Source organism: Curtobacterium sp. ABR8, from assembly GCF_057812125.1.
The window spans coordinates 1,920,249-1,946,595 of sequence record NZ_CM173818.1 but is presented as its reverse complement, the minus strand read 5'-3'; the positions used below and the strand labels follow the sequence as shown (position 1 = coordinate 1,946,595).

Genomic DNA, 26,347 nt, shown 5'->3' with positions numbered 1-26,347 from the left:
TCAGCATGGCACGCAGCACTTCCACAGACACGAAGGCGAAGGAGCCGGGGCGTCTCAAGCAGATGTTCCAGGTCTTCCAGATGACCCGGCGGGCCGATCCGTCGTCGGTCTGGTGGTTCGCCCTCGCATTCGTCGGCCCGGTCGTCCTCGGCATCGTGCTGGCGTTGGTGCTCCCCGGACAGAACTGGCTCGCGATGATCCTGTGGATCGTCGCCGGTGTCCTGATGGGCGTGCTCCTCTTCCTGATCGTCCTCGGCCGGTTGGCCGAACGCGCCGCGTACTCCCAGATCGAGGGACAGCCCGGCGCCGTCGGTGCGGTGCTCTCCAACTCGCTGCGTCGGCAGTGGCGCTCGAGCGAGATGCCCGTCGCCGTGCACGGCCGCTCGCAGTCCGCGGTCTACCGCGCGGTGGGTCGCCCCGGCGTCGTCCTCATCACCGAGGGCCAGCGCGGCAACCTGAAGCGGCAGCTCGACGAAGAGCGCCGCAAGGTGCAGCGCATCGTCCCGAACGTCGCGGTCCACGTGGTCAGCGTCGGTGACGGCGACGACACCATCACCCTGCACAAGCTCCCCCGTGCGATGAACAAGTTCAAGAAGTCGCTCAACCGCAACGAGGTCCTGGCGGTCGCGAACCGCCTCGACTCCCTGACGCAGAGCCCCGCGGCCGCGATCCCGAAGGGCATGGACCCGATGCGGGCCCGCGCCGGCCGTCCGCGCTGATCCGTCCCCGACGCCGCACTGCAGAACGCCCCCGACCGTGCCAGGTCGGGGGCGTTCTGTGTGCGTGCAGCGGGTGGCACTGGCCGAGCGCACCGTGCGGCTTCGGTTACCTGGTGCGGGGTTGGCCGCTCGGTGCGAGCCTGTCGCGCTGCACCGAGCGGGCAACGTCCCACGTGCCGACGAACCTCGCACCGTGCGCCGCAGCACGCAGGCGCACCCGGCGACGAACCTCGCACCGTGCGCCGCAGCACGCAGGCGCACCCGGCGACGAACCTCGCACCGTGCGCCGCAGCACGCAGGCGCACCCGGCGACGAACCTCGCACCGTGCGGTGCCGCCGGTGGCCCCGGGTCAGCGCCGGACCAGCACCGTCCCGGCGATGCGGTCATGCGCGCCGCGGCTGTCCCGGTCGATGATGAGCGCCGGCACCACCAGGCAGAGCAGGACGGTCCGGACGACCGGACGCCACACCCCGACGTAGCCCCCGCGCATCGGCACGACGCGAAGACCGACGCAGATGTGCCCGAACGAGCCGGACAGCAGGCAGATGAAGAGCACCTGGAGCGCGGCGAAGATCGCCAGCTGCACCCACGAGTGCGCGATGTCCCCGGAACCGTTCACCGGCGACCAGACCCCGGTCACGTAGGCGATGAGGTCGGCGAGTGCCCCGTCGATCAGCAGGGCGACGATCCGCCGTCCGATCCGCCCGACGCTGCGGGGACCGTCCTCGGGCAGCCCCAGGTCCTTGCCAGGCCAGCCGTCCGGGTGCTCGGAGGGCGCGGACGGTCTGGAGGAGCTGCTGGCCATGCGACAAGCGTAGGCGACCGGCCGCCCGTAACACGCCTGAAACAATCCAGTCACGTCCGGGAAACCCCGTGTCAATAGCCTCGTCGGAGGTGCCTTGATCGGTGCCTCCGACATCACCCAACCCATTGGAGATCGGCCCCATGTTCAGCGATTCCTCCGAGGTCCTGGCCTTCATCAAGGACACCGACGTCAAGTTCCTCGACATCCGATTCACGGACCTGCCGGGTGTGCAGCAGCACTTCAACATCCCCGCCTCGACCGTCGACGAGGACTTCTTCTCGGTCGGCCAGCTCTTCGACGGCTCCTCGATCCGTGGGTTCGCGTCGATCCACGAGTCCGACATGCAGCTGATCCCCGATGTGACCACCGCGTACGTGGACCAGTTCCGAGCCGAGCGCACGCTCATCATGATCTTCGACATCTACAACCCACGGAACGGCGAGATCTACGGCCGCGACCCGCGCCAGGTGGCGAAGAAGGCCGAGAAGTACCTCGCGTCGACGGGCATCGCGGACACCGCGTTCTTCGCCCCCGAGGCCGAGTTCTACATCTTCGACGACGTCCGCTACTCCGTCACCCAGAACGAGTCGTTCTACGCGGTCGACTCCGAAGAGGGTGCCTGGAACACCGGTCGTGACGAAGAGGGCGGCAACCTCGCCAACAAGACCCCGTACAAGGGCGGCTACTTCCCCGTGTCGCCGGTCGACAAGACCGCCGACCTGCGCGACGACATCACCCTCAAGCTGATCGACGCCGGCTTCGAGCTCGAGCGCTCGCACCACGAGGTGGGCACGGGCGGCCAGCAGGAGATCAACTACAAGTTCGACACGATGGTCCACGCCGCGGACGACATCCTGAAGTTCAAGTACATCGTGAAGAACACCGCTGACCAGTGGGGCAAGGTCGCGACGTTCATGCCGAAGCCGCTCTTCGGCGACAACGGCTCGGGCATGCACACCCACCAGTCGCTCTGGTCGGAGGGCAAGCCGCTGTTCTACGACGAGAACGGCTACGGCGGCCTGTCGGACCTCGCTCGTTGGTACATCGGCGGTCTGCTGAAGCACGCTCCGGCGCTGCTCGCCTTCACGAACCCGTCGATCAACTCGTACCACCGCCTGGTCAAGGGCTTCGAAGCGCCGGTCAACCTGGTCTACTCGGCCGGTAACCGTTCGGCTGCGATCCGCATCCCGATCACGGGCACCAACCCGAAGGCCAAGCGCATCGAGTTCCGCGCACCGGACGCCTCGGGCAACCCGTACCTCGCCTTCGCCGCGCAGCTGATGGCCGGCCTCGACGGTATCCAGAACCGCATCGAGCCGCACGAGCCGGTCGACAAGGACCTCTACGAGCTCCCGCCCGAGGAAGCCAAGGGCATCCCCCAGGTCCCCGGCTCGCTCGACGAGGCGCTCGACTTCCTCGAGGCGGACCACGAGTTCCTCACGAAGGGCAACGTCTTCACCGAGGACCTCATCCAGACCTGGATCGACTACAAGCGCGAGAACGAGATCCTCCCGCTGGCCCAGCGCCCGCACCCGTTCGAGTACGAGCTGTACTTCGGCGTCTGATCGTCACTGACACACGAAGGCCCCGCACCGTCAGGTGCGGGGCCTTCGTCTGTGTGTCGCGACAGCGACAGTGTGCCGCGAACCATCCACGGGATTCTGTCGCTTTCGCGAGACGATTCGGCCGGCTGGAGCGCGGGGTGCGGACGCACCGCACGCCAGCGCACACGGGAACGGGGCCCGTGCCGCCCGGCACGGACCCCGCTTCGCGAACGGTGACTACCGAGCCGTGGCCAACGAGTCGTTCGACCCCGCTGCGACGCTCACGGGTGCACCCGTGACCGGCGTGGGCCGTCCCAGGGAACGGACGGTCCACCCCGCTTTGACCCAGTCGTGGACCGGGAGGCAGTTGCGCGCGTCGATGACGACGCGGCGGCCGACGAGGTCACCGAGGGCGACCGGGTCGGCGGTGATGATCTCGTCCCACTCGGTGAGCACCAGGACGACGTCGGCGCCCTCGATCGCGTCCGTCATCGACGCGGCGTAGCTCAGCGTCGGGAACGAGCGCTTCGCGGGTTCCATCGCCTCGGGGTCCCAGAGGGTGACCTGCGCACCACGCAGGTGCAGTGCGGCGGCGACGTTGAGCGCCGGGGAGTCCCGCACGTCGTCGGTGAGGGGCTTGAACGCGGCGCCGATCACCGCCACGCGACGGTTCAGCACCGATCCCCCGGCCGAGTCGATCGCCATGTCGATGACCCGCTGACGCTGGCCCATGTTGATCTCGTCGACCTGCTGCATGAGCCCGACGACCTGGCCCGCGCCGATCTCGTTCGCGCGGTGCATGAGGGCACGGATGTCCTTCGGCAGGCAGCCGCCGCCGAAGCCGAGGCCGGCGTTCAGGAACTTCCGGCCGATGCGGGCGTCGTGCCCGAGGGCGTCGGCGAGCGTCGACACGTCGGCGCCGGTGATCGCGCACATCTCCGAGATCGCGTTGATGAACGAGATCTTCGTCGCGAGGAACGCGTTCGCGCTCACCTTGACGAGCTCGGCAGTCGCCAGGTCGGTGGTGATGACCGGGGTGCCCTCGCTGATGGGCGCGGCGTAGACCTCGCGGATGACGGCGTCGGCGGCCTCGGACGCACCGCCCCAGACCAGGCGGTCCGGGTGCAGGGTGTCCTCGACGGCCTTGCCCTCGCGGAGGAACTCCGGGTTCCAGATGAGCTCGGCGTCGATCCCCGAAGGGGTGAACTCGCGGACGATGCCGCGCAGCCGCGCTGCGGTGCCGACCGGGACCGTCGACTTGCCGACGATGAGGCCCGGGTGGGTCAGGTTCTCGGCGACACCGCGGGTGGCGCTCTCGACGTACGCCAGGTTGGCGGCGTGCGAGCCCGCCTTCTGCGGGGTGCCGACGCAGACGAAGTGGACGTCCGCGGCGGCGACGGCCGACGCGATGTCGGCGGTGAACCGGAGCTTGCCGCTCGCGACGTGCTTCGTGATGAGCTCGGGCAGCCCGGGTTCGAAGAACGGGACCTCGCCAGCGGACAGTGCGGCGAGCTTCGCCGGGTCGACGTCCACGCCGATGGTCTCGAAGCCCATCTCGGCCATGGCGGCCGCGTGGGTGGCACCGAGGTAGCCGGTGCCGATGACGCTGATGACGGGTGCGGGACGGGTGTCGGCCTGGTCGGGCGACTTCTTGGACGCGGTCATGGCGTGACCTCCTGCAGGTCGTAGTCGATGTCGTTGCGCTTGATGCCCTCGGCGAAGGCCGCCAGGGAGTCGGCTCGTGAGTTGAGCCGCCAGTCGTTCGTGGTGCGTGTGCCGTCGACGATCGTGGTCGCGGTCTCGCTGAAGTACGCGAAGCCGATGATGTCCGAGTTGGCGGGGTCGGCCAGGGCGTCGAAGAGCGAGTCGATCCACTGGGTCTTTTGCGGGTTCGTGACGCTGCCCCCGGTCTCGGTGGCCCCGATCTCGTTGAGCACGATGCCCTTGCCCGGCGCGACCTGCCGGATCTGGGCGAGCGTCGCGCCGAACGTGTTCTCGAAGGTCGGCTGCTCGGTGGCGTCACGGTAGTAGCCGCTCATGCCGACCCAGTCGACGTACTCGGCGCCCGGGTAGTAGTTCTGCATGTACTCGAGCGTCTGGTACTTCGCGTTGCCGAGCTTGTCGATGCGCGACGGCGACCAGTCCCAGATGGCGTACTGGTTCGCCCCGTTGGCCTGGAAGACGTTCCAGACGTGCTGCCACATCGCGGTGTACGAGCCGGCGGCGTTCTGCTGCTTCGCCGATTCGGACCAGTTGTACCACTGACCGTTCATCTCGTGGTCGAACCGGATGACGAGCGGCTGGCCGTTGGCCGCCAGCGCCTTGGCGTACTGCGTCAGGTAGGCGTCGAACTTGCCGGAGATGACGTCCTCGTTGGTGTAGCCCTCGACGTACGGCTGGTCGTTGCCCGTCTTGGCGGGCACCGACTCCCACGTCATCATCGGCAGACGCCCGTTCGCCCACGACCGCTGGACGGCGTTCTGGTTGAAGTCCTGGTCGAAGCCCTGGAAGAAGCCGACCATGTTCGTCGCCTTCCCGACCTCTTGCGAGACCTGGTCGTACTCGGACCAGTTGAACGGGGACTGCGCCGTGTACAGGCCGTACCAGCGGGACTGCTGCCCGAGGATGTCCGCCTTCGTCGGGACGGCCACGGGTGTCGTGCCCGGGTCGGTCGACGGGCCGGGGTTGGGGTTGGTGACCCCACCGGAGCCGCCGCCGGAACCGTCGGACCCGCCAGACCCGCCAGACCCGCCGGAGCCGCCGCCCGAGCCGCTCCCCGAGCCGGACCCGTTGTCGGAAACACCGGACCCACCGGACCCGCCGGCCCCGCCGGACCCGGAACCCGAACCGGAACCCGAGCCGGAGCCCGAGGTGCCGGCCCCGTTCGCACCGGAACCCGACGCGTTGACGGAGGACGAGCCTCCCGAGCCCTTCGCGGAACCGAGCTGGGACTGGAGCGACGCGATCTGCGCCTTGAGCTGCGTGATCTGGTCGCCGCGCGACCCGGCCTGGGCCGTGCGGGAGTCGAGCTTGCCCTCGAGCGCCCAGATGCGGTCCTGGGCGGCGTCGAGCTGCGTCTGCAGCTCGGCGGCGGACACCTTCTTGGCCTTCGGGGCGGTGACCCCGAGCGCCTGGTGGACGGCGGTGGAGACGGGGCCGGCCGGGGAGACCCAGACCGACCAGGTGATGAGGGCGAGCGCGAGGACGATGGCGGTCGTGCCGACGGCCGTCCAGCGGGCGTGCTTGCTCGACTGCGCCCACCAGGTACTCGAGGAGCGGATGATGTCAGACAATGAGGAACGCCTCCAGGGCGAAGATCGCGAAGCCGATGCAGTACGGGATCGCGGCGTACGGGTTGTACCGGCGGGCCTTCACGGGGGCGGTCCGTGGGGCCGCGGGCTGCTGGTCGGCGAACGCCGCTGCTGCCTCGCGCCGGGTCGCGAGCACGGTCGCGGTGGAGTTGGTCGTGGCGTCGGCGCCGAAGAGCTCGTCGAACGCGCGGTCCACGGCCACCTGCTCGTGCGCGGCGCCGGACGGTGTGCCCTGCAGCTGGACGAACCCGTCGAGCGCCTGGGCGCGGTCCGCCGCGTCGATCGGGCTGAACGGGATCTGCGTGCCCGGAGTGGTCGGCTGGACGCTGTCGGCCGGGTCCTCCTGCATCGGACCGCCGGCGTAGGCGCCGGCCCGGGTCCCCCAGCCGGACGCGTGCGCCAGGCGGAAGAAGCCGATGAGCCGGATCGGCATCAGGAAGAACGTCGACACGATGATGAACATCGGCAGGCGGAAGAAGTCGCTCGGCTTCTCGGCCAGGTGGCGCATCTGCCGGATGGCCATGCTGAGCACCGACGACACGACCATCAGCGCGGCGACGTAGACGAAGCCGGTCGAGAAGCCGTACTGCGACAGGATGCCCTGGTACAGGTTCTCGCCCTGCCCGGTGAAGGCCCGGTAGACCCAGCCGGCGATGACGCCGAAGAGCATGAACGGCAGGATGATGTCGGTGATGAAGAACGCCGCCAGCACCGGGGCGTGGCCGAGCATCCACGGCAGCATGCGCAGCGTGTTGTACTGCGAGCCGCGGGCCCAGCGGAGCTGCTGCTTGAACAGCTTCTTCACCTGCAGCGGGGCGTCCGTGTAGACCAGCGAGGTGTACTGGTAGACGGTCCGGTACCCCTCCTTGAGCGTGAGGTTCGTCAGCGTGCGGTCGTCGGAGACCTCGAGGAAGACGCCCATGAACTTCTCGTGCATGAACTTGTCCATGACCCGGACGAGGATGTTCCGGCGGAACGCGATCGTGCGGCCGGGCAGGCAGCCGATCTGCCCGAGGACGCTCTGCGCGGGCATCGAGTACAGCGCTCGGGAGTTCTCGAGCCAGTCGGCCCAGCGCGTGATCCAGCTGCGCTCGGGCTCGAGGATGCGCTGCCGGGTCGTGACGCCGCCGACGGACTCGTCGGCGAAGGGCTTGAGGAGTTCCTCGAGCGCGCCGGGGGTCCAGACGGTGTCCGAGTCGACGAGCACCGTGATGTCGCCGTTGGACATCTCGGTGCCGACCTTGACGGCGTTGCGCTTGCCCGGGATGGGCGTGTGGGTCCATCGGACGAGCGGGGCGAACTCGTCGCAGACGGCTTCGAGCGCCTCGTTGCGGGCGCCGTTGATGACGACGATGATCTCGCCGGGTCGCTGCTCGACCATGCGACCGATGACGTCGCGGAACAGGTCGAGCGGTTCGTCCACGACGGGGACGACGACGCTGGTGGTACCGACGAAGGTGCCGGTGAACGGGCGGTAGCGGGCGGAGATGACGACCTTGACCAACCAGAGCAACCAGATCACCGCGGAGTACACGGCGAACAGGTAGAACTCGGGGTGGCCTTCGACCATCTGCCTGATCTGCAGAATGAAGGTGAACACTGATCCCTGCTTCAACGTTCGAGGTGGAGATTCCGCGACGTTGGGGAATCAGGGTCGGTTCGGGTGATGCCATTGACGCAGAAACCTGAACCCCCGCGCAACGCGACCCCCGTCCGGGGGCGTTTCGCGCGCGTTACGGGGTACACACTTGTCCTCCTCTCCGCCGGGTCCGGTGGTCCCCCCTCGTGCTGACAGCACTCTTGCGGACGGGGTCCACCCGATCGGTCACCCTGGTGCGCGACGGGTGATGCCGGGAGGCGCGGATCGCCGCTCCGGGAAACCCCTGTTCAGAGCGTGGTCACCGGGCGAGTCGGCGCGTGCCTCCGGCACGTCGGCCGGCAGCCCGTTGCGGGGTGGTCACGACGCGGTAACGACCGGCCCACTGACGGCGCTCGGGGTACAGTCCGAAACGAACGGGGGACGGTGCGCGACACGGGGAATTAACCTCCGACGTCCCGTCACCTTCGGCTCCGGGGAGCATGCCCGGGCGTGTCGCGGTCGCGTCGGCGACGCGTCAGGCGCCGTAGAACTCGCGCTCGAAGACCTGCCGTGCACGCCTGGTGACGCCGAGGTAGTCCTCTTCCAGCTGGCTCGCCGAGCCGGGCGGGTACTCCATCAGCCGCGCGACGCCCTCGAGCTGCACGCGGTCGACGGGCAGCACGTCCGTCGTCTTCCCCGACCAGAGCACCAGGGCGCTGCGCGTCCGCGAGGCGAAACGCCAGGCCGCACCCAGCCGCTCCCCGTCCTCGGCGCTGACGAACCCCGCCGACACCGCACCGTCGAGCGCCTCGAGCGTCGACGTGGTGCGGAGCGCCGGGACCTCGAGTGCGTGCTGGAGCTGCAGGAGCTGGACGAACCACTCGACGTCGCTCAGCGAGCCCCGACCGAGCTTGAGGTGGCGGGCCGGGTCGGCACCGCGCGGCAGCCGCTCGGACTCGACGCGCGCCTTGATCCGCCGGACCTCGCGCACCTCGTGCTCGTCGATCCGCTCCGGGTAGCGGGTGCGGTCCGCCAGGTGCTCGAAGTCGCGGAGCAGCTGCGCATCCCCCACGGCGCCGCGGGCACGGAGCAGGGCCTGCGCCTCCCACGTCAGCGACCACCGGGCGTAGTAGGCACCGTAGGACTCGAGGGTGCGGGCCACGGGGCCGTTCTTCCCCTCGGGGCGCAGGTCGATGTCGAGGTCGAGCGGGTGGACGGTGTCCTCGGTGAGCCGGTTCAGCTCGCGCACGATGGTCTGCGCCGTCCGGGAGGCCACCTCGGACGGCAGGTCCGGAGCGCGGTAGACGTAGAGCACGTCGGCGTCGGAGCCGAACCCGAGCTCACGTCCGCCGTACCGGCCCATCGCGATGATCCCGAACTCGAAGTCCGCCGGGGCGTCCCGTCGAGCGAGCGCGAGTGCCCCGGCGAGCGTCGCCTCGGTCACGTCGCTGAGCGCCGCACCGAGGGCGTCCACGTCGAGGTGCCCGAGCACCGCGGCCATGCCGAGGCGCAGGGTCTCGCGGCGACGAGCCGAGCGCAGCAGGCCGGCCGCCCCGTCGACGTCGTTGCCGTGCCGCGCGGTCGTCGCGGTCATCTCGGCGAGCAGCGAGTCCATCGGGCGGGCGCGGAGGAGCGCTTCGGGTTCGTCGAGCCAGGCGACGGCCTCGGGGAAGCGCTCGAGGAGTCCGGACAGGAACGCCGACTCGGACAGCACCGTGGTGAGCGAGTGCGCCGCCCCGGACGAGTCGCGGAGCATCCGGAGGAACCAGCTCGACTCCCCCAGCGTGTCGCTGAGCCGTCGGAACGCCAGCAGTGCCCGGTCGGGTGCCGGCCCCTCGGCCATCCACCGCAGGAGCACCGGCAGCAGGTTCCGCTGGATCGCCGCCCGTCGACTCGTCCCCTGCGTGAGTGCCCGGATGTGCCGCAGCGCACCGGGCGGGTCGACGAACCCGATCGCACCGAGACGATCGACGACCTGGTCGTCGGTCAGGACGATCTCGTCCTCGGTCGCGGCGACGGCGGAGAGCAGGGGCCGGTAGAACAGCCGCTCGTGCAGGCCGCGGACCTCGAGCTTGACGGCACGCCAGCGGGTCTCGAGCGCGGAGGCCGAGGTGGCGACGCCGCTCGACCGGGCGAGGACACGCAGCTCTTCCTCGTCCGTCGGCATCAGGTGTGTCCGCTGCAACCGGCGGAGCTGAATGCGGTGCTCGAGGACGCGGAGCAGCGCGTAGTCCGGGCCGAACCGTGCGGCCTCGGCCCGCCCGACGTAGCCGGCAGCCGTCAGGGCGTCCATCGCCTCGAGGGTGGACCGGACCCGGACCGACTCGTCGTCGCGGCCGTGCACGAGCTGCAGGAGCTGCACGGTGAACTCGACGTCGCGCAGCCCACCGGGACCGAGCTTCAGCTGCCGGTCGACCTCGCCGTCGGGGATGTGCTCGGTGACGCGTTCGCGCATGCGCTGGACCGACTCGACGAACCCGGGCCGCGCCGACGAGCTCCAGACGAACGGGGCAACGGCGTCGGCGTAGCGGGCACCGAGGTCGGCCGACCCGGCGATCGGCCGCGCCTTCAGCAGCGCCTGGAACTCCCACGACTTCGCCCAGCGCTCGTAGTAGGCGACGTGCGAGTCGAGCGTGCGGACGAGGGCACCGTCCTTGCCCTCCGGTCGCAGGTTCGCGTCGACCTCCCACAGACCGGGCTCGGCGGCCAGGTCGGTGATCGCGTGGGTCGCGGCGATCGCGATCCGCGTCGAGATGAGGACGGCGCGGTCGGTGCTGATCTCGTCGGTGGACTCGGTGACGAAGATGACGTCGACGTCACTGACGTAGTTCAGCTCACGGGCGCCGGCCTTGCCCATCGCGATCACGGCGAGCGGGGTCGCGGCGACGTCGGCCGCCGGGAACGGGACCTCGCGCCGGGCCACGTCGACCGCGGCGTCGAGCGCTGCCCCGGCAAGGTCCGCCAGTCCGGCGGCGACCGCCGGGAAGGCCTCGGTCGGCGACGTGTGCAGCACGTCGTACAGGGCGATCTGGGCGAGGTGCCGGCGGTACCGCACCCGCAGGCACATCCGCGCCTCCTCGCCGGTGGCGCCGTCGATCGCGTCGATCAGGGACGCCGTGTACCGCTCCTGCGACCAGGGTGCGACGACGGGCTCGAGCAGCAGCGCGAGCTCGGCCGGTCGGCGGTGCAGGAACTCCCCGAGGCCGACCGATGCACCGAGCAGCCGGATGAGCCGCTCGGTCGCTGCCTCGTCCGCCAGGACGGGGCGCAGCTCGTCAGGAGCACGTTCCAGCAGCCGTTCCAGCAACCGCAGCGCACCGTCGGGATCCGCGGTGATGCCCCAGAGCGCAGGGGTGCCGCTGACCGGCAGCGGGACGACGGAGCCGAACCGCGCCTCCAGGTCGGCGATCCGCTCGAGGCTCTCCGACAGCTCGGCGAACCCCAGGCGGGCCAACTCGGAGCGCGACGACGTCGTCCGACCGGTCATGTGGTGCGCTCGCTCAGAGGGCGCCGAGGTTGGTGTCGAGCTCGAACGGCGTGACCTGGTCGCGGTACCGCTTCCACTCCTGCCGCTTGTTGAGGAGCACGAAGTTGAACACGTGCTCGCCGAGCGTCTCCGCGACCAGCTCGGAGTCCTCCATCAGGCTGAGGGCGTGGTCGAGGCTCGACGGCAGCTGGCTGTACCCGAGGGCACGGCGCTCGGCGTCGGTCAGGCTCCAGACGTCGTGCTCGGCCTCGGCCGGCAGTTCGTACTCTTCCTCGATGCCCTTGAGGCCGGCCGCGAGCAGCAGCGAGTACGCCAGGTAGGGGTTCGCCGCCGAGTCGATACCGCGGTACTCGATGCGCGAGGACTGGCCCTTGTTCGGCTTGTACAGCGGCACGCGCACGAGCGCGGAACGGTTGTTGTGACCCCAGGTCACGAAGGACGGGGCCTCGTCGCCACCCCAGAGGCGCTTGTACGAGTTGACGAACTGGTTCGTGACCGCGGTGATCTCCGGTGCGTGCTTGAGCACACCGGCGATGAAGTGCTTCGCGGTCCGGGACAGCTGGTACTCGCCGCCGGCCTCGTAGAACGCGTTCTGGTCGCCCTCGAACAGCGAGACGTGCGTGTGCATGCCCGAACCCGGCTGCCCGGAGATCGGCTTCGGCATGAACGTCGCGTAGACGCCCTGCTCGATGGCGACCTCCTTCACCACCGTGCGGAAGGTCATGATGTTGTCCGCCATCGTCAGCGCGTCGGCGTACCGGAGGTCGATCTCGTTCTGGCCCGGACCGGCCTCGTGGTGGCTGAACTCCACCGAGATGCCCAGGTCCTCGAGCATCCGGACGGAGCGGCGTCGGAAGTCGTGCGCGCTGCCGCCGGGGACGTTGTCGAAGTAGCCGGCCTGGTCGACGGGCTGCGGGCCGCCGTCCTTCCACTCGCGGCTCTTGAGCAGGTAGAACTCGATCTCGGGGTGCGTGTAGAAGGTGAAGCCGCGCTCGCTCGCCCGGGCCAGCGTGCGCTTCAACACGTTGCGCGGGTCGGCGACGGCGGGCTGCCCGTCCGGCGTCGTGATGTCGCAGAACATCCGCGCGGTCGGGTCGATCTCGCCGCGCCACGGCAGGATCTGGAACGTCGAGGGGTCCGGGTGCGCGAGCACGTCGGCCTCGTACGAACGGGACAGGCCCTCGATCGCGGAGCCGTCGAACCCGATGCCCTCGGCGAACGCGCCCTCGACCTCAGCCGGGGCGATCGCCACCGACTTGAGGGTCCCGATGACGTCCGTGAACCAGAGTCGGATGAACTTGATGCCGCGCTCCTCGATGGTGCGGAGCACGAAGTCCGTCTGCTTGTCCATGCACGACCTTTCCGTGTATCGGGTGGCCGCGGGCGGGCCTCTTCCCAGGCTAGTGGTCCGGCGGTGTGCGCGGGGGCGTGCGACGCGCCGCCGCGGCACGTGACCGACTCACTGGTCCTCGGCGTCCCACTTCTCGTTGTTCGCGGCGATCCGGTCGAGAGCGTGCTGTGCTTCCTCACGCGTGTCGAACGGGCCGATGCGGTCGCGCTGCGGGGACTGCGGCCCCTGCTCGACCTGACCGGTCTTGTCGTTGAACCACCACTGGGACTCGATGCGCTCGTCGCTCATGTCGCCCACCGTACCCAGGTGACGGCCTGGAGGCCCGGTGCCGGTCCGGCGGACCGGCACCGGGCCTCCAGGCGGTCACGTCCACCCCGTCGGGCCGCACCGTGGGGCGGTTGCGCTCGGCGCGTCGGGCCGCACCGTGGGGCGGTTGCGCTCGGCGCGTCGCGCCGCGGCTAGAGTGGTCGGCATGCCCCGGGATGAACACGGACACCTGACCGCTGGCCGCATCTCCCCGCACCGGGCAGTCCCGAAGGACATCGAGCGTCCCGAGTACGTCGGCAAGGTCGAACCGCACGAGCACGGCCTGGGCGACACGTACTCGCCGGACGAGGTCGAGCGCATCCGCACCGCCGGCCGCATCGCCTCGCAGGCCATCGACGCCGTCGGCGCCGCGATCCGCCCGGGCGTGACCACGGACGAACTCGACCGCATCGGCCACGAGTTCGTCGTGGCGCACGGCGCCTACCCCTCCACGCTCGGGTACCGCGGGTACCCGAAGTCGCTGTGCTCGAGCCTCAACGAGGTCATCTGCCACGGCATCCCGGACGACACGGTCCTGCAGGAGGGCGACCTCGTCAACATCGACATCACCGCCTACAAGGACGGGATGCACGGCGACACGAACCGCACGTTCATCGTCGGGCAGGCGTCGCAGGAGGTCGAGGACCTCGTGACCCGCACGCGACTCGCCCTCGAGCGCGGCGTCAAGGCCGTCGCCCCCGGCCGACAGGTGAACGTCATCGGCCGCGCCATCGAGGCCTACGCGAAGCGCTTCGGCTACGGGGTCGTCCGGGACTACACCGGACACGGCGTCGGTCGGGCCTTCCACTCCGGGCTGATCATCCCGCACTACGACGCACCGCAGTACGACACGGTGATCGAACCGGGCATGGTGTTCACCATCGAGCCCATGCTCACGCTCGGCGGGATCGAGGCCGACATCTGGTCCGACGACTGGACGGTCTCGACGCGCGACAAGTCGTGGACCGCGCAGTTCGAGCACACCCTCGTCGTCACCGAACGCGGCGCGGAGCTCCTCACCGTCTCCTGACCGGGCACTCCGGCAGGCAACCGAAAGGCACGACAACCTCATGACCTCCCTCGCAGTCGGCGTCGACATCGGTGGTACGGGCATCAAGGGCGCGATCGTCGACGTCGCGTCCGGTGAACTCACCACGGACCGCATCAAGAAGGCCACCCCCGAAGGCGGGAAGCCCAACGACATCACCGCCGTCGTCGCCTCGATCCTCGAGGAGCTCGCCCCCGCGGCCGACGTCCCCGTGGGCGTGTGCTTCCCCGCGATCGTGCGGGACGGCAAGACCATGTCCGCCGCGAACGTCTCGAAGAAGTGGATCGGCTTCGAGGCCGAGGCGCTGTTCGAGAAGGAGCTCGGCCGCGCCATCCACTTCGTGAACGACGCCGACGCCGCCGGGTTCGCCGAGCAGCAGTTCGGTGCGGCGAAGGGCAAGGACGGCCTGGTCATCGTGACCACCCTCGGCACCGGGATCGGCAGCGCGCTCATCAACGACGGTGTGCTCATCGTCAACTCGGAGCTCGGGCACCTGGAGATCGACGGGCACGACGCCGAGTCGCGGGCCTCGTTCGCCGCCAAGGAGCGCGACGACCTGTCCTGGAAGCACTGGGCGAAGCGCCTGCAGACGTACTACTCGACGCTCGAGGCGCTGCTCTCCCCCGAGCTGTTCGTCGTCGGCGGTGGTGTGTCGAAGCAGTACGAGGAGTTCCTGCCGCTGCTCGACCTGCAGGCGGAGATCATCCCCGCGACCCTGCGCAACAACGCCGGCATCATCGGCGCTGCGACCCTGGCCGCGCGCAGCGCCTGACCCGGCGATCCGCCCAGACCGCACACCGGCCCGCACCGTGCGGTGTGGGAGTTGTTCGGCGCGGTTCGACGCACCCGGCCGGTCGCACCCAGGTTCCACGACTCGCCGTCTGCGGTGCGCCGAGGTTCCACGGAGACCCCTCGTGCACGCCGACATGCCGAGATTTTGGAACCTCGGGGCGCGGGGCACGGGGCGGGGCACGGGCGAGGGCGCGGGGCCGGTAGACTCGGGCCTGCGAATGGGTCGGTGAGACGGTCGCGTCACTCCCCCGGGAGTGCCGAGGAACGTCCGGGCTCCACAGAGCAGGGCGGTGGGTAACACCCACCCGGAGCAATCCGCGAGACAGTGCCACAGAAAGCAGACCGCCGGCGGCAACGTCGGTAAGGGTGAAACGGTGGTGTAAGAGACCACCAGGGATCCGGGTGACCGGATCCGCTCGGTAAACCTCGCCCGGAGCAAGGTCAGACAGAGGACGCTGAGGCTGCTCGCCGAGTCCTCGGGTAGACCGCTGGAGGCCGACGGCAACGTCGGTCCGAGAGAGATGGCCGTCACCGCCGTGCAAGCGGCGGGACAGAACCCGGCGTACGGCCGGCCCATTCGCCCCACTTGCACGAGCCCCGTGCTCAACGCACGGTGCGGCGCTCGCGATCGCGTGCGAGGTTGCACGCTCGGTGCAGCGCCACAACGGCGCACCGAGCGTGCAAGCTCGCACCAGGCGACGGACCCCGCACCGTGCACCGGCACGCACCACACCTGCGCCGACAGACCCGCACGGTGCCGCGCTCGCCAGCCCGTGCGAGGTTGACCGCTCCGTGCGGCGCAACAACCTCGCACCGAGCGTGCAAGCTCGCACCAGGTGACAGACCTCGCACCAGGCGACGACCACCGCACCCCACACCCCAGACGGGAGGCGCGGTGCCAGCCCGGCACCGCGCCTCCCGTCGACTACGTTCGAGCGCCTACAGCCCCGACTCGGCCGTGCGCACCAGGATCGCGTCACTGTCCGGGCAGAGCACCACGTCGTCCGGAGCGGCCCGACGGATGTCCTGCAGGTCCGAGTTGTTCAGCGCGACGCCCGACGCCGTCGACACCCCGCCCTGCAGCAACGACGCACCGAATCCGTAGCGGGCGCGCTGCCGGTCGTAGAGCGCGAGCAGCTCGGCCGGCACCTTCGCGGCGACGTCGGCGCGGGCCTGCTCGGCGGACGCGCGGTCCGACGACAGCCGTGCGATCTCGGCGTCGCGCTCGGCGACCAGGCCGGAGCGCGCTGCCTCGACGTCGGCGAGCTGGGCCTCGACGTCGCCGACCCGGGCGCGGAGCCCGTCGAGGTTCTCCATGACCTCGAGCTCGGCAGTCTCGAGGCCACCGATGCGGCGCTGGAGCGACTCGAGCTCGTTCTGGAGCCCGGCCGCGTCCTTCGAGTTCGACACGTTCTGCAGCATCGTGGTGTCGCGTTCGACGCGGGCCTGCGCAGTTGCGGTGTCGGACTCGAGACGGGCGAGTTCGCGTTCGGCGTCCTCGACGAGGCCGGTCGCGGCGACGAGTTCGCTGCGCAGCCCGGCCGCCTTGGTGCCGAGTTCGGTGAGCTGGTCGCCCTTCTGCAGCGACGTGATCCGGTGCGCGATGCGGGTGACGTCGTTGTCGAGTCGTTGGACGTCGAGGAGGATGACCTGGTCCTCGGGTGCTGCCTTCATGGTCAGACTCCTTCAGTGGGGGTGGTGGGTTCGGCCGCCGGCAGGACCGCGAAGTCCCACGGGTCGGTGCGGAGGTCGCTCACGGTGACCCGGACGCCGGCGGCGTCGCGCAGTTGCGCGGCCGCGACGTCGAGCCAGAGCCACTCGGTGGCCCAGTGCGAGGTGTCGATGAGGGCGGGGCCGCCGCCGAGCAGGGCCTGTTCGCGGAACTCGGACGCCGGGTGGTGGCGGAGGTCGCTCGTGATGTACACGTCGGCCGCGAGGACGGCGGGGTGCCCGAGCAGCGAGTCCCCCGCGCCGGCGCAGAGCGCCACGGTGCGGACGGGCTGGTCGAAGTCGCCGGAGACCCGGACGCCGGTCGCGGTGGGCGGCAGCAGGTCGACGAGCTTCCGCGCCAGTGCCCCGAGCGTGGTGCCCTCGGCGAGGACGCCCACACGGCCGATGCCCGTCGCAGGGTCGGAGCCCGGGCCGGACCCGGGGTCGAGGGGGCGCTGGTCGGTCAGCCCGATGCGGTCGGCGAGCACCGCCGAGGTGCCGGTGGTGACGACGTCCGCGTTGGTGTGGGCGGCAACCAGGGCGCTGTCACCGCGCACGAGGGTCGCGAGGACGCTGCCCTTGTACGTCGACTCGGCGATCGTCGTGACGCCGCGCAGCAGCAGCGGGTGGTGCGTGAGGAGGAGCCCGGCGCCGAGCTCGACCGTTTCGCGTGCGGTGGCGGGGACGGCGTCGACGGCCAGGTGGACGTGCTCGACGGTGGCGTCGGGGTCTCCGGCGACCAGTCCGACGGCGTCCCACGACTCGGCTCCTGCGGCGGGCCACAGGTCTTCGATCACGGCCTGGAGTTCGCGGAGCGTCGGCATCCGGTCAGTCTACCGAGGCGACCGCGTCGGCACCGGCAGCCGGTCCGCGCGGGGTGATCCGGGCCTCCCGGTCAGCGGCGACCGAGCGCACGCAGCAGGCCGGCGACGAGCCGCGACCACCAGCCGGGCCGGGCCGGGCCGTCGGTGTCGGTGTCGGTGTCGACGTGCGTGGCAGCGGCCGTCTCGACGGGCACGGCGACCGCGTCCGGCAGGACGACGGGCGTGCTCGCGGTGGTCCCCTGGTGGGCCGTGAGGGCCGCCGCGAACGCGGCACGGTCGATGACCGTGGGTCCGGTGGCGGGCTGGACGAGCGGCGTGGGTCGCGTGTTCGCGGACACCGGCGACACGGCCGGGAGGCCCAGCACCGGTCGCACGGGCTCGTCGCGTTCCGGGGTGACCAGCGCCACGGCCGGGGTCGCCGTGACGACGTCGGCTGCGGGCGCGGTGACTGCCGCAGGTGCGGGACGGACGACCGACGCCGGAGCCGGAGCCGGAGCGGGGCCGGTCACGACGGCGACCGGGGCGGTCGCGGCACGGCGGGCGGCCGCGCGGTCCTGACGGTCCGACTCGGCGGCGGCGTCCTCGAGGAGGTCGGCGAAGACCGTCCGGGCGAAGGCGCGAGCGGCGGTGAGCTCCGGGTCGTCGGCGCCGGAGACCGTGGCCTCCCAGGCGGCGAGGCGCGCGAGGTCCTCGTCACGACGCCGGACCTCGGTCTCGAGCAGGACGATGCGCTCGATGGTGCTGCGGCCGGTGGACGAGGAGACCTCGATCGCGAGGTCCTCGATGCGCAGGGCCAGGCGCTCCGGGGGTTCCGGGAACGACGGTGCGCAGACGGCGGCGTGCCGAGCACGGTCACGGCGGAACGCGGGGGCTGCCGGCGACTGGTCGACGACGGGCGTCGCGGTGCCGGGTGCGGCCGTCTCGCTGCCGGCTTCCGGCAGCTCGACGGCGGTGACCTCGGCCGCGACGCGGGGGCGCTGCACGGGGCCGGTGACGGGCGGGACCACGAGGTCCGCCACGTACGGCGTGCGCGTCGCCGGGGCGTCACGAAGCCACTCCTCGACCTCGCGACCGAAGGGGTCGACGAGGGGGGTGCGTGCACCGGACTGGGTTTCCATGTCCGAAGGATAAATATCGCGCGCGTCGGAACTGCGGACATCCGCGGTGTGTCGCAGCAATCCCTGCCATATCGCCCGGAACGTGAACGGCGTGTCGTCCGTCACGCCAGAGCACGGCTCAGAGGGTCTGCTCGAAGGCGTCGAGGAGCTCCCGACCAGCGGGCCACCCGCCGACGCCGCTGGCGACGTTGACGTGGCCGAGGGCGCCGACACGGAGGACCGTGGCGCCCATCGTCTCCGCGAAGGCGACCGCACGGTCGACGGTGCAGTACGGGTCGTCGTCGCTCACGACCATCCGGATCGGAACGCGGCCCGCCGCGGTGCCGAGCGGGACGGGGCGGGGCGCCGTGAACCCGGAGGCAGCGGCGGGGAAGCCCGGTGCCGAGGGGTCCGGTGGTGCCACGAGGAAGGCACCGGCGACGGCGGTCCCGCCCGGGCCAGCGCGGTCCGCTCGGTCGGCGGCGAGCCAGTCGGCGACCGCGAGCACGCCCAGGCTGTGCGCCACGAGCACCGGCGGCTCCGCGCACGACGCGACGGCCTGGGAGATCGCGTCCCGCCAGTCCCCTGGGTCCGGCTCCCCCCAGGACGCCGGCGCGATGCGGACCGCGTCGTCGTCGCGCTCGCGTTGCCAGACGGACTGCCAGTGCTCCGCGTCGGAGTTCCAGATCCCGGGGACGATCACCCACGGTCGAGGTCTGCTCACCCGGGCAGCGTAGCGAACCCGGCCGGTGCTAGCGCTGCAGTGTGTCGCGCGGGTACTCGGAGAACCGCGCTGCGTAGGCCGCCGAGAACCGGCCGAGGTGCGCGAAGCCCCACCGCATGGCCACGCTGGCCACGGTGAGGTCGCCCGCCGACGCGCGGCGGAGTTCTTCGCGCACACGGTCGAGGCGGATCCCGCGCAGCATCGCGTTCGGAGCGGTACCGACCTGGCGTTGGAACGCCTGCTGCAGACCGCGGACGCTCAACCCCACGTGCTCGGCGACGTCGGTGGTCGAGATCGAGGTGTGCGCGAAGGCGTGCATGTACTCGACCGCCTCGCGCACCCGGCCCGTCGCACCCTGCGGCAGGGGCACGTCCGGAGCCAGCAGCTTGTGTGGGAACGTGCGGAGCAGTGACCGGGCGGTGTCCTGGGCGATCTCGGCCAGGGCGAGTGGACTGACCGACGCCCGACCGAGCACGATCGCCGCGGCACGTTGGACCTGCGCGTTCCAGCCCCGCAGTTCCGCCGTCCGGGGTGTCGCCGTGTGGTCGAAGACGAGCGGGCCCGGCTGGGCACCGTGGACCTCGGCGGCGACGCGCTCCAGAGCGGTCCGGTCGAACTGCACCAGGCTCTGCCGGACGTCCTGCAGGTCGAAGGCGAACGGCCGCCCGGTCGGGAACATCATCGGGGCGGCGGGCGTGAACGCGACCTCCTGCCGGCCGACGTCGACGCGTCCGCCCCCGTCGGTGGTCCACATGACCACGTACTCGTCGCGGACGTCCAGCTCGCCCTGCATCCGGGCGTCGAACCGGGTCGAGCGGAAGGACATCACGTCGTCACCCACGACGCGGAAACGGTACGCGAACGGCCGCTCCGTGCGGGTCGCGGTGAAGCCCACACTGGCGTAGGCGTCCTCGTACATGTGCACGGCAGCGTCGAGATCGACCCCCGACGTCTCGAAGCTGATCCTGGGATCCGGTTCGGCTGTCATCGCGCGAATCGTGACACGGCGGCCAGGTCGCCCGGGAATCCACCGGGACACCCTGCGGATTGTGGCCCGTGGAGTGCGCGAGACGGACGAACGGCGGTGGGCCGGGGTCAGTGCCGGGCGCGCAGGACGGTCCAGCGGTTCTCGTCGGCGATCCGCTCGTACCGCAGGTCGTCGACGACCATCCGGACCAGGGCGAGTCCGCGGCCGCTCTCGGCGAGTCCGTCCGGCAGCTGGGCCGCCTCGGTGTCCACGGTCGCGGCGACGCCGTCGTCGGACAGCAGTGCGGAGAACCGGTCCGCTCCGATCTCCAGGCGCAGGCGGCAGGTCACACCGTCCGGGCGTGTCCCGTGCTCGATCACGTTCGACGTCAGTTCGACGATCGCGAGCTCGAGGGCCATCCGGTCCTCGACGGACACCGACGGCTCGTCCTGCCACACACCGGCCAGGAACTCGTGCACGGCGGACACGTCGTCCGGCGGGCAGGACAGGGCGAGCGTGTGCTCGGCGGCGGAGGCGGTCATCACCAGTCGGTGACCGCAGCGTCCCCATCGGGGTACGTGCGGAGGATCTTGTCGATGTTGGAGAGCTGCAGGACCATCTGCACCTGCTCGGACGGCGCGGCGATGCGGAGGTCGCCACCCGCCTGCCGTGCGGTCTTCAGGCTGCCGACCAGTGCGCCGAGTCCGGACGAGTCCATGAACTCGACAGCCGAGAGCTCGACCACGACGCGGGAACGTCCGTTGCCGACGACCTGCGCGACCGTCTCGCGGAACGCCGGGGCGGACACCATGTTGAGGCGTCCACTGCACTCCAGTACCGCGGTGTCGGGCTGCGCTTCGTGTACGACGATGTCCATGCCGGGTGGCCTCCTCAGGTCGGTGCGCCTTGCAACCAGCAACCTACCGGCTCCGTCGTGTCAGGTCCCGGTGCGGTCCCGCCGCGTCGCGGTGATCTGCACGACGACGGCCGCCGCCATGAGCGCCGCCATGACACCGCCCATCGCCAGCGCGGTCCCGCCGAGGGCGCCGGCGAGCGGTGTGCCGAGGCCGCCGATCCCGAAGGTGAGACCACCCTGCAGGGCTGCTGCGGTGCCCGGGTGCGCCGCGCCGACGTGCTGTGTGCGGGTCATCGCCGCGGGCAGCACGAAGCCCCACGCGCCCGTGACGACCGCGAGCGCGCACCAGACCGGCACCGGGCCGAGGTCGAGCAGCGCGGAGACGAGGACGGCGGCCGCGCCCGTGGTGCCGACGAGCAGTCCGGCGGTGAGCAGGGAGTCCTCGGAGAACCGCCCGACGACGCGACCGAACACCAGCGTCGTGACGATCATCATCGAGGCGTTCGTGGCGAAGACGAGCGTGTACATGCCCTCGGAGAAGCCGAACTGGGTCTGGAACACGAACGAGCTCGTCGCGATGTAGGCGAAGAAGCCCACCGTCGAGAGCACCCCGCTCAGCACGTAGGCGCGGAACCGCGGGATCGCGAGCAACTCGCGGATGCGTCGCCCGTTCGCCGCGAAGCCCACACCGCCGCGTCGCTCCGGTGGCAGGGTCTCGCGGAACCAGAGCAGCACCATCGCGAAGAACAGCGCGCCGAGCACCGCGAGCACGACGAACATGACCCGCCACGTGCCGACCGTCAGCACGGCTCCCCCGGCGAGCGGCGCCACGACGGGGCCGATCGCGTTGATCGCCGCGAGCGTGCCGAAGACCTTCGCCATCCGGGTCCCGCTCGCCACGTCCGACACCATCGCCCGGCCGGCGACCGCACCCGCCGCGCCGCCGAGCCCCTGCGCGATGCGGGCGACGACGAGCGTGCCGACGTCCGGCGCGAGGGCGCACCCCACCGAGGCGAGCGCGAACACCGCCGTGCCGACGACGAGCATCGGCCGCCGGCCGACCCCGTCACTGACCGGCCCGACGAGCAGCTGCCCGACCGCGAAGGCGACCAGGAACGCCGTGAGCGACAGCTGGACGGCACCGGGTGTCGTCCCGAGGTCGCGCGCGATCTGCGGCAACGCCGGGATGTACATGTCCGTGGCGAACGGTGACACCCCGACGATCAGGGCCAGTGGCACGACCGGCGGCAGGGTGGTCGTCGTCGGCTTCCGCATGCGCTCCGTCGTCACGGTCGACACGCTACGCGCAGCCGAATCGATTCGACGCACCCTGCCGGCCGCGGATCAGCCGGTGTTCTGCAGACCGGCGGCGATCCCGTTCACGGTGAGCAGCAGCAGGCGGTGGTCGGCATCGGTCGGGTCGGTGCTGCCCGTCGTCCGGATGGACCGGAGCGCGCGGAGCTGCAGGTGCGACAGGGCGTCGACGTACGGGCTGCGCAGGCGGACGGCCCTGGCCAGGACCGGACGGTCCTCGAGCACGTCGCTGCCCCCCGAGATCCGGAGCACCCAGTCGCGGGTGCGTGCCATCTCGTCGAGCACCTTCGCGGCGAGGTCGTCGCGGTCGGCGAGCTCGAGGTACCGACGGGCGATGTGCTCGTCGGTCTTGGCGAGCGACATCTCGACGTTCTTGATCATCGCGCCGAACAGCGGCCACTCGGCGGACGCGGCGCGCAGGACGTCGACGTCGCCGACGGCCTCGAGCGCGGAGCCGAGCCCGTACCAACCGGCCAGGTTGATCCGCGCCTGGGTCCACGAGAACACCCACGGGATCGCGCGGAGGTCCTCGAGCGACTCCACCGACAGCCCGCGACGCGCCGGGCGGGACCCGAGCGGGAGCAGACCGATCTCCTCCATCGGGGTGACCCGTGCGAACCACGGGGCGAAGCCGTCCGCCTTGACCAGCTCGTAGAACGCCGCGCGCGACACGTCGTCCAGCTGCTGCGCGAGGTCGGCGAACCGGGTCGCCGCCGTGGCCGTGCGCGCCTCGTTCGACGGCGACGACGCGAACAGGGTGGCCGAGGCCATCTGCTCGAGGTGGCGGGCCGCGATGTCCTGGTCGCCGTACTGGGCGAAGATGACCTCGCCCTGTTCGGTGAGCTTCAGGCGACCGTCGATCGATCCCGGCGGCTGCGCGAGGACGGCTTCGTTGGCCGGTCCGCCGCCGCGGCCGAGCGACCCACCGCGGCCGTGGAACAGGGTCAGTTCGACCTCGTTGTCCCGCGCCCAGTCGGCGATGCGGGCCTGGGCGTCGTAGAGCGCCAGGTTCGCGGAGACGGGGCCGACGTCCTTCGACGAGTCCGAGTAGCCGAGCATGACCTCGAGTCGACGGCCGGTCGCGGCCAGGCGACGCTGGAACATCTCGGTGCGGACGGCCTCGTCGAGGATGTCGACGCTGGCGTGCAGGTCGGCGAAGGTCTCGAACAGCGGGATCACGTCGAGCACCGGCGCGGCCTCGGGCGACCCGAGTGCGGCGACGGCGAGCTCGTGCACGTTGGCGAGGTCCGCCGCCGACTGCGTGAAGGACACGATGTACCGGCTGGCGGCACGGACGCCGTACCGCTCCTGCAGGCCGGCGATGGTCCGGAAGACCGCGAGGACCTCCTCGGTGGTCTCGCTCAGGGCGCCGCCGGCACGGATCTCGGCGAGGGCCGTGCGGTGCACCTGGGAGTGCTGGCGGACCTCGAGCTCCGCCAGGTGGAACCCGAAGGTCTCGACCTGCCAGATGAGGTTCTGCAGCTCGCCGTTCGCCGGTCGGATCGCGCCGGCGGCGACGAGCGACGCCTGGATCGTCCGGAGGTCGGTGAGCAGCGCGTCGGGGCCGCTGTACCCGAGCGGCGTGGCGCCCTGGCGGGTGGCGTCGATGCGCGCCGCGACGAACAGCAGGGCACGACGGTGGGTCTCGTTCGGGGCACGGACGCCGATCCGCTCCGCGATGGTCGGGTCGAGGGACTCCTGCGCCGCCACGAGCGCGGTGAGCCCGGCGTCGGCCGGGGTGTCGCTCGCGTCGAGCGTCAGGGCGCTGCCGATGCGGGTCGTGGCACGGGTGAGGCCGATCAGGATGTGCTCGGCCGCGATCTCGGCGGCCTGGCGCGTGATGTCGGCGGTCACGTGCGGGTTGCCGTCGCGGTCGCCGCCGATCCAGGTGCCGAACCGCACGAACGCGGGAGCGGTCACCGGTGCGCGACCGGCGTCGTCGCCCTGCAGCCGGTCGTCGAGCAGGCGGTACACCTGCGGGACGATCTCGAACAGGGTCTGGTCGAACACGCTCATCGCGGTGCGGACCTCGTCGAGCGGGGTCGGGCGGGTGGTGCGGAGCGGCGAGGTGCGGAGGAGGGTCGTGATCTCCTCGAGCAGCCGTCGCTCGTTCTCGGCACGTGCCGTGGCGTTCTTCGCGCGGTCGCGCTCGTCGATGAGGTCCGTGATGCGCCGCACGCCCGTGGTCACCGCACGACGGCGGGCCTCGGTCGGGTGCGCGGTCAGCACCGGGTGGAACCGCAGCGTCCGGAGTCGCTCGGCCGCCTCGGCCTCGCCGACCTCGGCCACGAGTTCCGCGTAGGTCGCCGGGAACGAGTCGCCGGCGAGCCCGCCGTCGTCACCGCGCTGCCGGAGCACCCGCACGCGGTGGTGCTCCTCCGCCAGGTTCGTGAGGTGGAAGTACGTCGTGAAGGCCTGTGCGACCGCTTCGGCGCGCTCGGCCGACATCGCGGACACGAGGGTCTGCGCGCGGGCGGCGCCCTCGGCGTGGTCGCCCTCGTAGGCGTCGATCACGGCTGCGCGCAGCGACTCCACGTCACGCAGCAGCTCGTCGCCGCCGTTCTCGCGCAGCACCCGGCCGAGCAGGTTGCCGAGGTAGCGCACGTCGGCGCGCAGGTCACTGTCGACCGCGCCGCTGACGTCGTCCCGAGCGCGCTCATGGCGCGCCGATCCGTCGATCGCCGTCATGGGGTCCTTTCGGGGTCGTCCGGGAACACCGTCCCGGCTCCGAGCAGCGTATCGGCCAACGGGCGCCCGTGACGTCGACCGTCCGGACGGACCAGCCGGCCGTTCGTGCCGGGCGCGGGCACGCACGGAGGACGCCGGGATCGCGACGCGAGGCGGGAGCACCCCTGCAGTTGCGACGCGGTCCGCGATCCCGGCGGGTCTGTGGTCGGCTCGGCTCAGCTCGGTTCGGCGAGCTGGGCCTGCGCGGCGGAGTGGACCTCGACGATCTGCACCCGACCCGAACGGCGGTCGGTCAGCGGCGACCTCCACGGCACGATGACCTGTTCCTCGTCGCCGTCGTCGAGCCGGGCGAGCCAGACCCCGGCGACGGCGTCGATCTCGGTCATCGTCGCCGCCACGGCGGTCGCGGCACCGTTCGCGCGGACGATCGCCAGGTTGTCGCCGGCGTGGTCGGCGTTCATGTGCCGGAGGATCGCGCGGCGCGCCTCGTCGTCGAACGGCTCGGTCACGCGGTCACCGCCGCGTCGCCGACACCGTCCGTCACCGGCCGCCGACGGGCGTCGAGGCCCTCGAGCAGACCGCTGTTGAGCGAGTACGCCAGTTCGACCTCGGCGATGACCCGTTCCTGCTCGTCCGCCGACCACGGTGCCGCGTCGAGCTGCGCACGGTAGGTGTCCGTGAAGGCGCTGGGGTCCGCGACCTGGTCGAAGATGTAGAACAGGACCCCGTTCGTGTCGAAGCCGAACTGGTCGGACAGCATCCGCCCGATCATCTGCCCACCGGACAGGTCACCGAGGTACCGCGTGTAGTGGTGGGCGACGAAGCCGCCGGGCCACTCCGCCGCGACCTCGTTGAGCCGCCGCACGTACGCCGTCGTGGCGGGGAGCGGGCACACCAACTCGGACCAGTCCGGACCGATCAGGTACTCGAGGTCGGCGCGGATCGCCGGCATCCGCGTGAGCTGCGAGGTGACGAACGGCGCCGCCACGGGGTGGTCCGCCATCCGGTGGGCGGCACGCTCGAGGGCGTCGTAGACGAACGAGTACTGTCCGAGCAACGCCGCGTAGTCGGCGACGTCGCACCTCCCGCCGAGCAGGTCGTGCATGAAGCCGTTCCCGGCCGAGGATCCGTGCGAGCGCCGAGTGCGCCCGCGCAGCAGCTCGGAGAACGGGATGACGGTCGTGTCCATGAGGTAAGGCTAACCTTAGTTCGACAAACGTCAAG

Annotated in this window: 22 protein-coding genes and 1 other RNA gene; 5 read left to right on the top strand and 18 right to left on the bottom strand. The window is 71.0% G+C overall.

The window, feature by feature from the left end:
* Positions 1 to 5: 5 nt before the first annotated feature.
* Positions 6 to 719 carry a DUF4191 domain-containing protein gene (locus ACXKZB_RS09365; protein WP_123312779.1) on the top strand — a complete coding sequence of 238 codons (714 nt, stop codon included), beginning with the start codon at positions 6 to 8 and terminating at the stop codon, positions 717 to 719.
* A 350-nt stretch (positions 720 to 1,069) separates the two neighbouring features.
* Here ACXKZB_RS09365 and ACXKZB_RS09360 read toward each other — a convergent pair whose 3' ends face one another.
* Entirely contained in the window at positions 1,070 to 1,525 is a 456-nt protein-coding gene (locus ACXKZB_RS09360) for an RDD family protein (RefSeq protein ID WP_123312780.1), read from the bottom strand.
* 140 nt (positions 1,526 to 1,665) lie between these two features.
* On the opposite strand from ACXKZB_RS09360, the gene glnA (ACXKZB_RS09355) reads away from it, so the two are divergent.
* On the top strand, positions 1,666 to 3,090 hold the full coding sequence (gene glnA / locus ACXKZB_RS09355; protein ID WP_123312781.1) for a type I glutamate--ammonia ligase: 1,425 nt from the start codon (positions 1,666 to 1,668) through the stop codon (positions 3,088 to 3,090).
* Between the two features lie 216 nt (positions 3,091 to 3,306).
* On the opposite strand, the gene ACXKZB_RS09350 is transcribed toward glnA (ACXKZB_RS09355), so the two are convergent.
* The 6 genes from ACXKZB_RS09350 to ACXKZB_RS09325 all read right to left on the bottom strand — a co-directional run bounded on the left by ACXKZB_RS09350 (position 3,307) and on the right by ACXKZB_RS09325 (position 13,085).
* On the bottom strand, positions 3,307 to 4,734 hold the full coding sequence (locus tag ACXKZB_RS09350) for a UDP-glucose dehydrogenase family protein (protein WP_488825847.1): 1,428 nt from the start codon (positions 4,732 to 4,734) through the stop codon (positions 3,307 to 3,309).
* On the bottom strand, positions 4,731 to 6,362 hold the full coding sequence (locus ACXKZB_RS09345) for a glycoside hydrolase family 26 protein (protein ID WP_488825846.1): 1,632 nt from the start codon (positions 6,360 to 6,362) through the stop codon (positions 4,731 to 4,733). The genes ACXKZB_RS09350 and ACXKZB_RS09345 overlap by 4 nt, the downstream gene beginning before the upstream one ends.
* Positions 6,355 to 7,980, bottom strand: coding sequence for a glycosyltransferase family 2 protein (locus ACXKZB_RS09340; RefSeq protein ID WP_488825845.1), 1,626 nt, complete (start codon positions 7,978 to 7,980; stop codon positions 6,355 to 6,357). The genes ACXKZB_RS09345 and ACXKZB_RS09340 overlap by 8 nt, the downstream gene beginning before the upstream one ends.
* Positions 7,981 to 8,494: 514 nt before the next feature.
* The gene (locus tag ACXKZB_RS09335) at positions 8,495 to 11,446 is read right to left on the bottom strand and encodes a bifunctional [glutamine synthetase] adenylyltransferase/[glutamine synthetase]-adenylyl-L-tyrosine phosphorylase (protein ID WP_488825844.1); all 2,952 of its coding nucleotides are present in this window, start codon (positions 11,444 to 11,446) and stop codon (positions 8,495 to 8,497) included.
* A 13-nt stretch (positions 11,447 to 11,459) separates the two neighbouring features.
* A complete protein-coding gene (glnA, locus tag ACXKZB_RS09330; RefSeq protein WP_123312786.1) occupies positions 11,460 to 12,797 on the bottom strand; it encodes a type I glutamate--ammonia ligase in 1,338 nt (445 codons plus the stop codon).
* A gap of 108 nt (positions 12,798 to 12,905) precedes the next feature.
* Positions 12,906 to 13,085 (bottom strand): SPOR domain-containing protein, encoded by a 180-nt coding sequence (locus tag ACXKZB_RS09325; RefSeq protein WP_123312787.1) that lies wholly within the window; start codon positions 13,083 to 13,085, stop codon positions 12,906 to 12,908.
* A gap of 184 nt (positions 13,086 to 13,269) precedes the next feature.
* On the opposite strand from ACXKZB_RS09325, the gene map reads away from it, so the two are divergent.
* The 3 genes from map (at position 13,270) to rnpB (ending at position 15,523) form a co-directional block, all read left to right on the top strand.
* Positions 13,270 to 14,133 (top strand): type I methionyl aminopeptidase, encoded by an 864-nt coding sequence (map, locus tag ACXKZB_RS09320; protein WP_488825842.1) that lies wholly within the window; start codon positions 13,270 to 13,272, stop codon positions 14,131 to 14,133.
* 40 nt (positions 14,134 to 14,173) lie between these two features.
* The gene (ppgK, locus tag ACXKZB_RS09315; protein ID WP_488825840.1) at positions 14,174 to 14,923 is read left to right on the top strand and encodes a polyphosphate--glucose phosphotransferase; all 750 of its coding nucleotides are present in this window, start codon (positions 14,174 to 14,176) and stop codon (positions 14,921 to 14,923) included.
* A 239-nt stretch (positions 14,924 to 15,162) separates the two neighbouring features.
* Positions 15,163 to 15,523: RNase P RNA component class A (rnpB, locus tag ACXKZB_RS09310), an RNA gene on the top strand.
* 359 nt (positions 15,524 to 15,882) lie between these two features.
* Here rnpB and ACXKZB_RS09305 read toward each other — a convergent pair.
* The 11 genes from ACXKZB_RS09305 to ACXKZB_RS09255 form a co-directional block, all read right to left on the bottom strand.
* Positions 15,883 to 16,617, bottom strand: coding sequence for a zinc ribbon domain-containing protein (locus ACXKZB_RS09305; RefSeq protein ID WP_222660981.1), 735 nt, complete (start codon positions 16,615 to 16,617; stop codon positions 15,883 to 15,885).
* A gap of 2 nt (positions 16,618 to 16,619) precedes the next feature.
* Positions 16,620 to 17,477, bottom strand: a complete 858-nt coding sequence (locus ACXKZB_RS09300) for a Nif3-like dinuclear metal center hexameric protein (protein WP_488825839.1) — start codon at positions 17,475 to 17,477, stop codon at positions 16,620 to 16,622.
* Between the two features lie 71 nt (positions 17,478 to 17,548).
* The gene (locus ACXKZB_RS09295) at positions 17,549 to 18,595 is read right to left on the bottom strand and encodes a hypothetical protein (RefSeq protein WP_488825838.1); all 1,047 of its coding nucleotides are present in this window, start codon (positions 18,593 to 18,595) and stop codon (positions 17,549 to 17,551) included.
* Positions 18,596 to 18,713: 118 nt separating this feature from the next.
* Positions 18,714 to 19,298, bottom strand: a complete 585-nt coding sequence (locus ACXKZB_RS09290; RefSeq protein WP_488825837.1) for an RBBP9/YdeN family alpha/beta hydrolase — start codon at positions 19,296 to 19,298, stop codon at positions 18,714 to 18,716.
* A 28-nt stretch (positions 19,299 to 19,326) separates the two neighbouring features.
* Positions 19,327 to 20,286, bottom strand: coding sequence for an AraC family transcriptional regulator (locus ACXKZB_RS09285; RefSeq protein ID WP_488825836.1), 960 nt, complete (start codon positions 20,284 to 20,286; stop codon positions 19,327 to 19,329).
* 107 nt (positions 20,287 to 20,393) lie between these two features.
* Complete coding sequence (locus ACXKZB_RS09280) at positions 20,394 to 20,807, bottom strand: ATP-binding protein (protein ID WP_488825835.1); 414 nt, start codon at positions 20,805 to 20,807, stop codon at positions 20,394 to 20,396.
* On the bottom strand, positions 20,807 to 21,142 hold the full coding sequence (locus tag ACXKZB_RS09275; protein WP_488825833.1) for an STAS domain-containing protein: 336 nt from the start codon (positions 21,140 to 21,142) through the stop codon (positions 20,807 to 20,809). Before ACXKZB_RS09275 ends, ACXKZB_RS09280 begins: the two co-directional genes overlap by 1 nt.
* 60 nt (positions 21,143 to 21,202) lie before the next feature.
* Positions 21,203 to 22,411, bottom strand: coding sequence for a multidrug effflux MFS transporter (locus tag ACXKZB_RS09270; protein WP_340196849.1), 1,209 nt, complete (start codon positions 22,409 to 22,411; stop codon positions 21,203 to 21,205).
* Positions 22,412 to 22,465: 54 nt separating this feature from the next.
* Positions 22,466 to 25,123: a phosphoenolpyruvate carboxylase gene (locus ACXKZB_RS09265; protein ID WP_488825831.1), complete on the bottom strand. Its 2,658-nt coding sequence runs from the start codon at positions 25,121 to 25,123 to the stop codon at positions 22,466 to 22,468.
* A gap of 215 nt (positions 25,124 to 25,338) precedes the next feature.
* Entirely contained in the window at positions 25,339 to 25,632 is a 294-nt protein-coding gene (locus ACXKZB_RS09260) for a DUF2470 domain-containing protein (protein WP_488825830.1), read from the bottom strand.
* Positions 25,629 to 26,312, bottom strand: a complete 684-nt coding sequence (locus ACXKZB_RS09255; protein ID WP_488825828.1) for a biliverdin-producing heme oxygenase — start codon at positions 26,310 to 26,312, stop codon at positions 25,629 to 25,631. Before ACXKZB_RS09255 ends, ACXKZB_RS09260 begins: the two co-directional genes overlap by 4 nt.
* Positions 26,313 to 26,347: the final 35 nt, after the last annotated feature.

Bases quoted from the DNA above. Each gene is read 5' to 3' on its own strand.
- ACXKZB_RS09360 (WP_123312780.1), bottom strand. From the start codon at position 1,525: ATGGCCAGCAGCTCCTCCAGACCGTCCGCGCCCTCCGAGCACCCGGAC.
- glnA (WP_123312781.1), top strand. From the start codon at position 1,666: ATGTTCAGCGATTCCTCCGAGGTCCTGGCCTTCATCAAGGACACCGAC.
- map (WP_488825842.1), top strand. From the start codon at position 13,270: ATGCCCCGGGATGAACACGGACACCTGACCGCTGGCCGCATCTCCCCG.
- ACXKZB_RS09365 (WP_123312779.1), top strand. From the start codon at position 6: ATGGCACGCAGCACTTCCACAGACACGAAGGCGAAGGAGCCGGGGCGT.
- ACXKZB_RS09255 (WP_488825828.1), bottom strand. From the start codon at position 26,312: ATGGACACGACCGTCATCCCGTTCTCCGAGCTGCTGCGCGGGCGCACT.
- ACXKZB_RS09350 (WP_488825847.1), bottom strand. From the start codon at position 4,734: ATGACCGCGTCCAAGAAGTCGCCCGACCAGGCCGACACCCGTCCCGCA.
- ACXKZB_RS09305 (WP_222660981.1), bottom strand. From the start codon at position 16,617: ATGAAGGCAGCACCCGAGGACCAGGTCATCCTCCTCGACGTCCAACGA.
- glnA (WP_123312786.1), bottom strand. From the start codon at position 12,797: ATGGACAAGCAGACGGACTTCGTGCTCCGCACCATCGAGGAGCGCGGC.
- ACXKZB_RS09285 (WP_488825836.1), bottom strand. From the start codon at position 20,286: ATGACAGCCGAACCGGATCCCAGGATCAGCTTCGAGACGTCGGGGGTC.
- ACXKZB_RS09335 (WP_488825844.1), bottom strand. From the start codon at position 11,446: ATGACCGGTCGGACGACGTCGTCGCGCTCCGAGTTGGCCCGCCTGGGG.
- ACXKZB_RS09295 (WP_488825838.1), bottom strand. From the start codon at position 18,595: ATGGAAACCCAGTCCGGTGCACGCACCCCCCTCGTCGACCCCTTCGGT.
- ppgK (WP_488825840.1), top strand. From the start codon at position 14,174: ATGACCTCCCTCGCAGTCGGCGTCGACATCGGTGGTACGGGCATCAAG.
- ACXKZB_RS09325 (WP_123312787.1), bottom strand. From the start codon at position 13,085: ATGAGCGACGAGCGCATCGAGTCCCAGTGGTGGTTCAACGACAAGACC.
- ACXKZB_RS09280 (WP_488825835.1), bottom strand. From the start codon at position 20,807: ATGACCGCCTCCGCCGCCGAGCACACGCTCGCCCTGTCCTGCCCGCCG.
- ACXKZB_RS09300 (WP_488825839.1), bottom strand. From the start codon at position 17,477: ATGCCGACGCTCCGCGAACTCCAGGCCGTGATCGAAGACCTGTGGCCC.
- ACXKZB_RS09275 (WP_488825833.1), bottom strand. From the start codon at position 21,142: ATGGACATCGTCGTACACGAAGCGCAGCCCGACACCGCGGTACTGGAG.
- ACXKZB_RS09265 (WP_488825831.1), bottom strand. From the start codon at position 25,123: ATGACGGCGATCGACGGATCGGCGCGCCATGAGCGCGCTCGGGACGAC.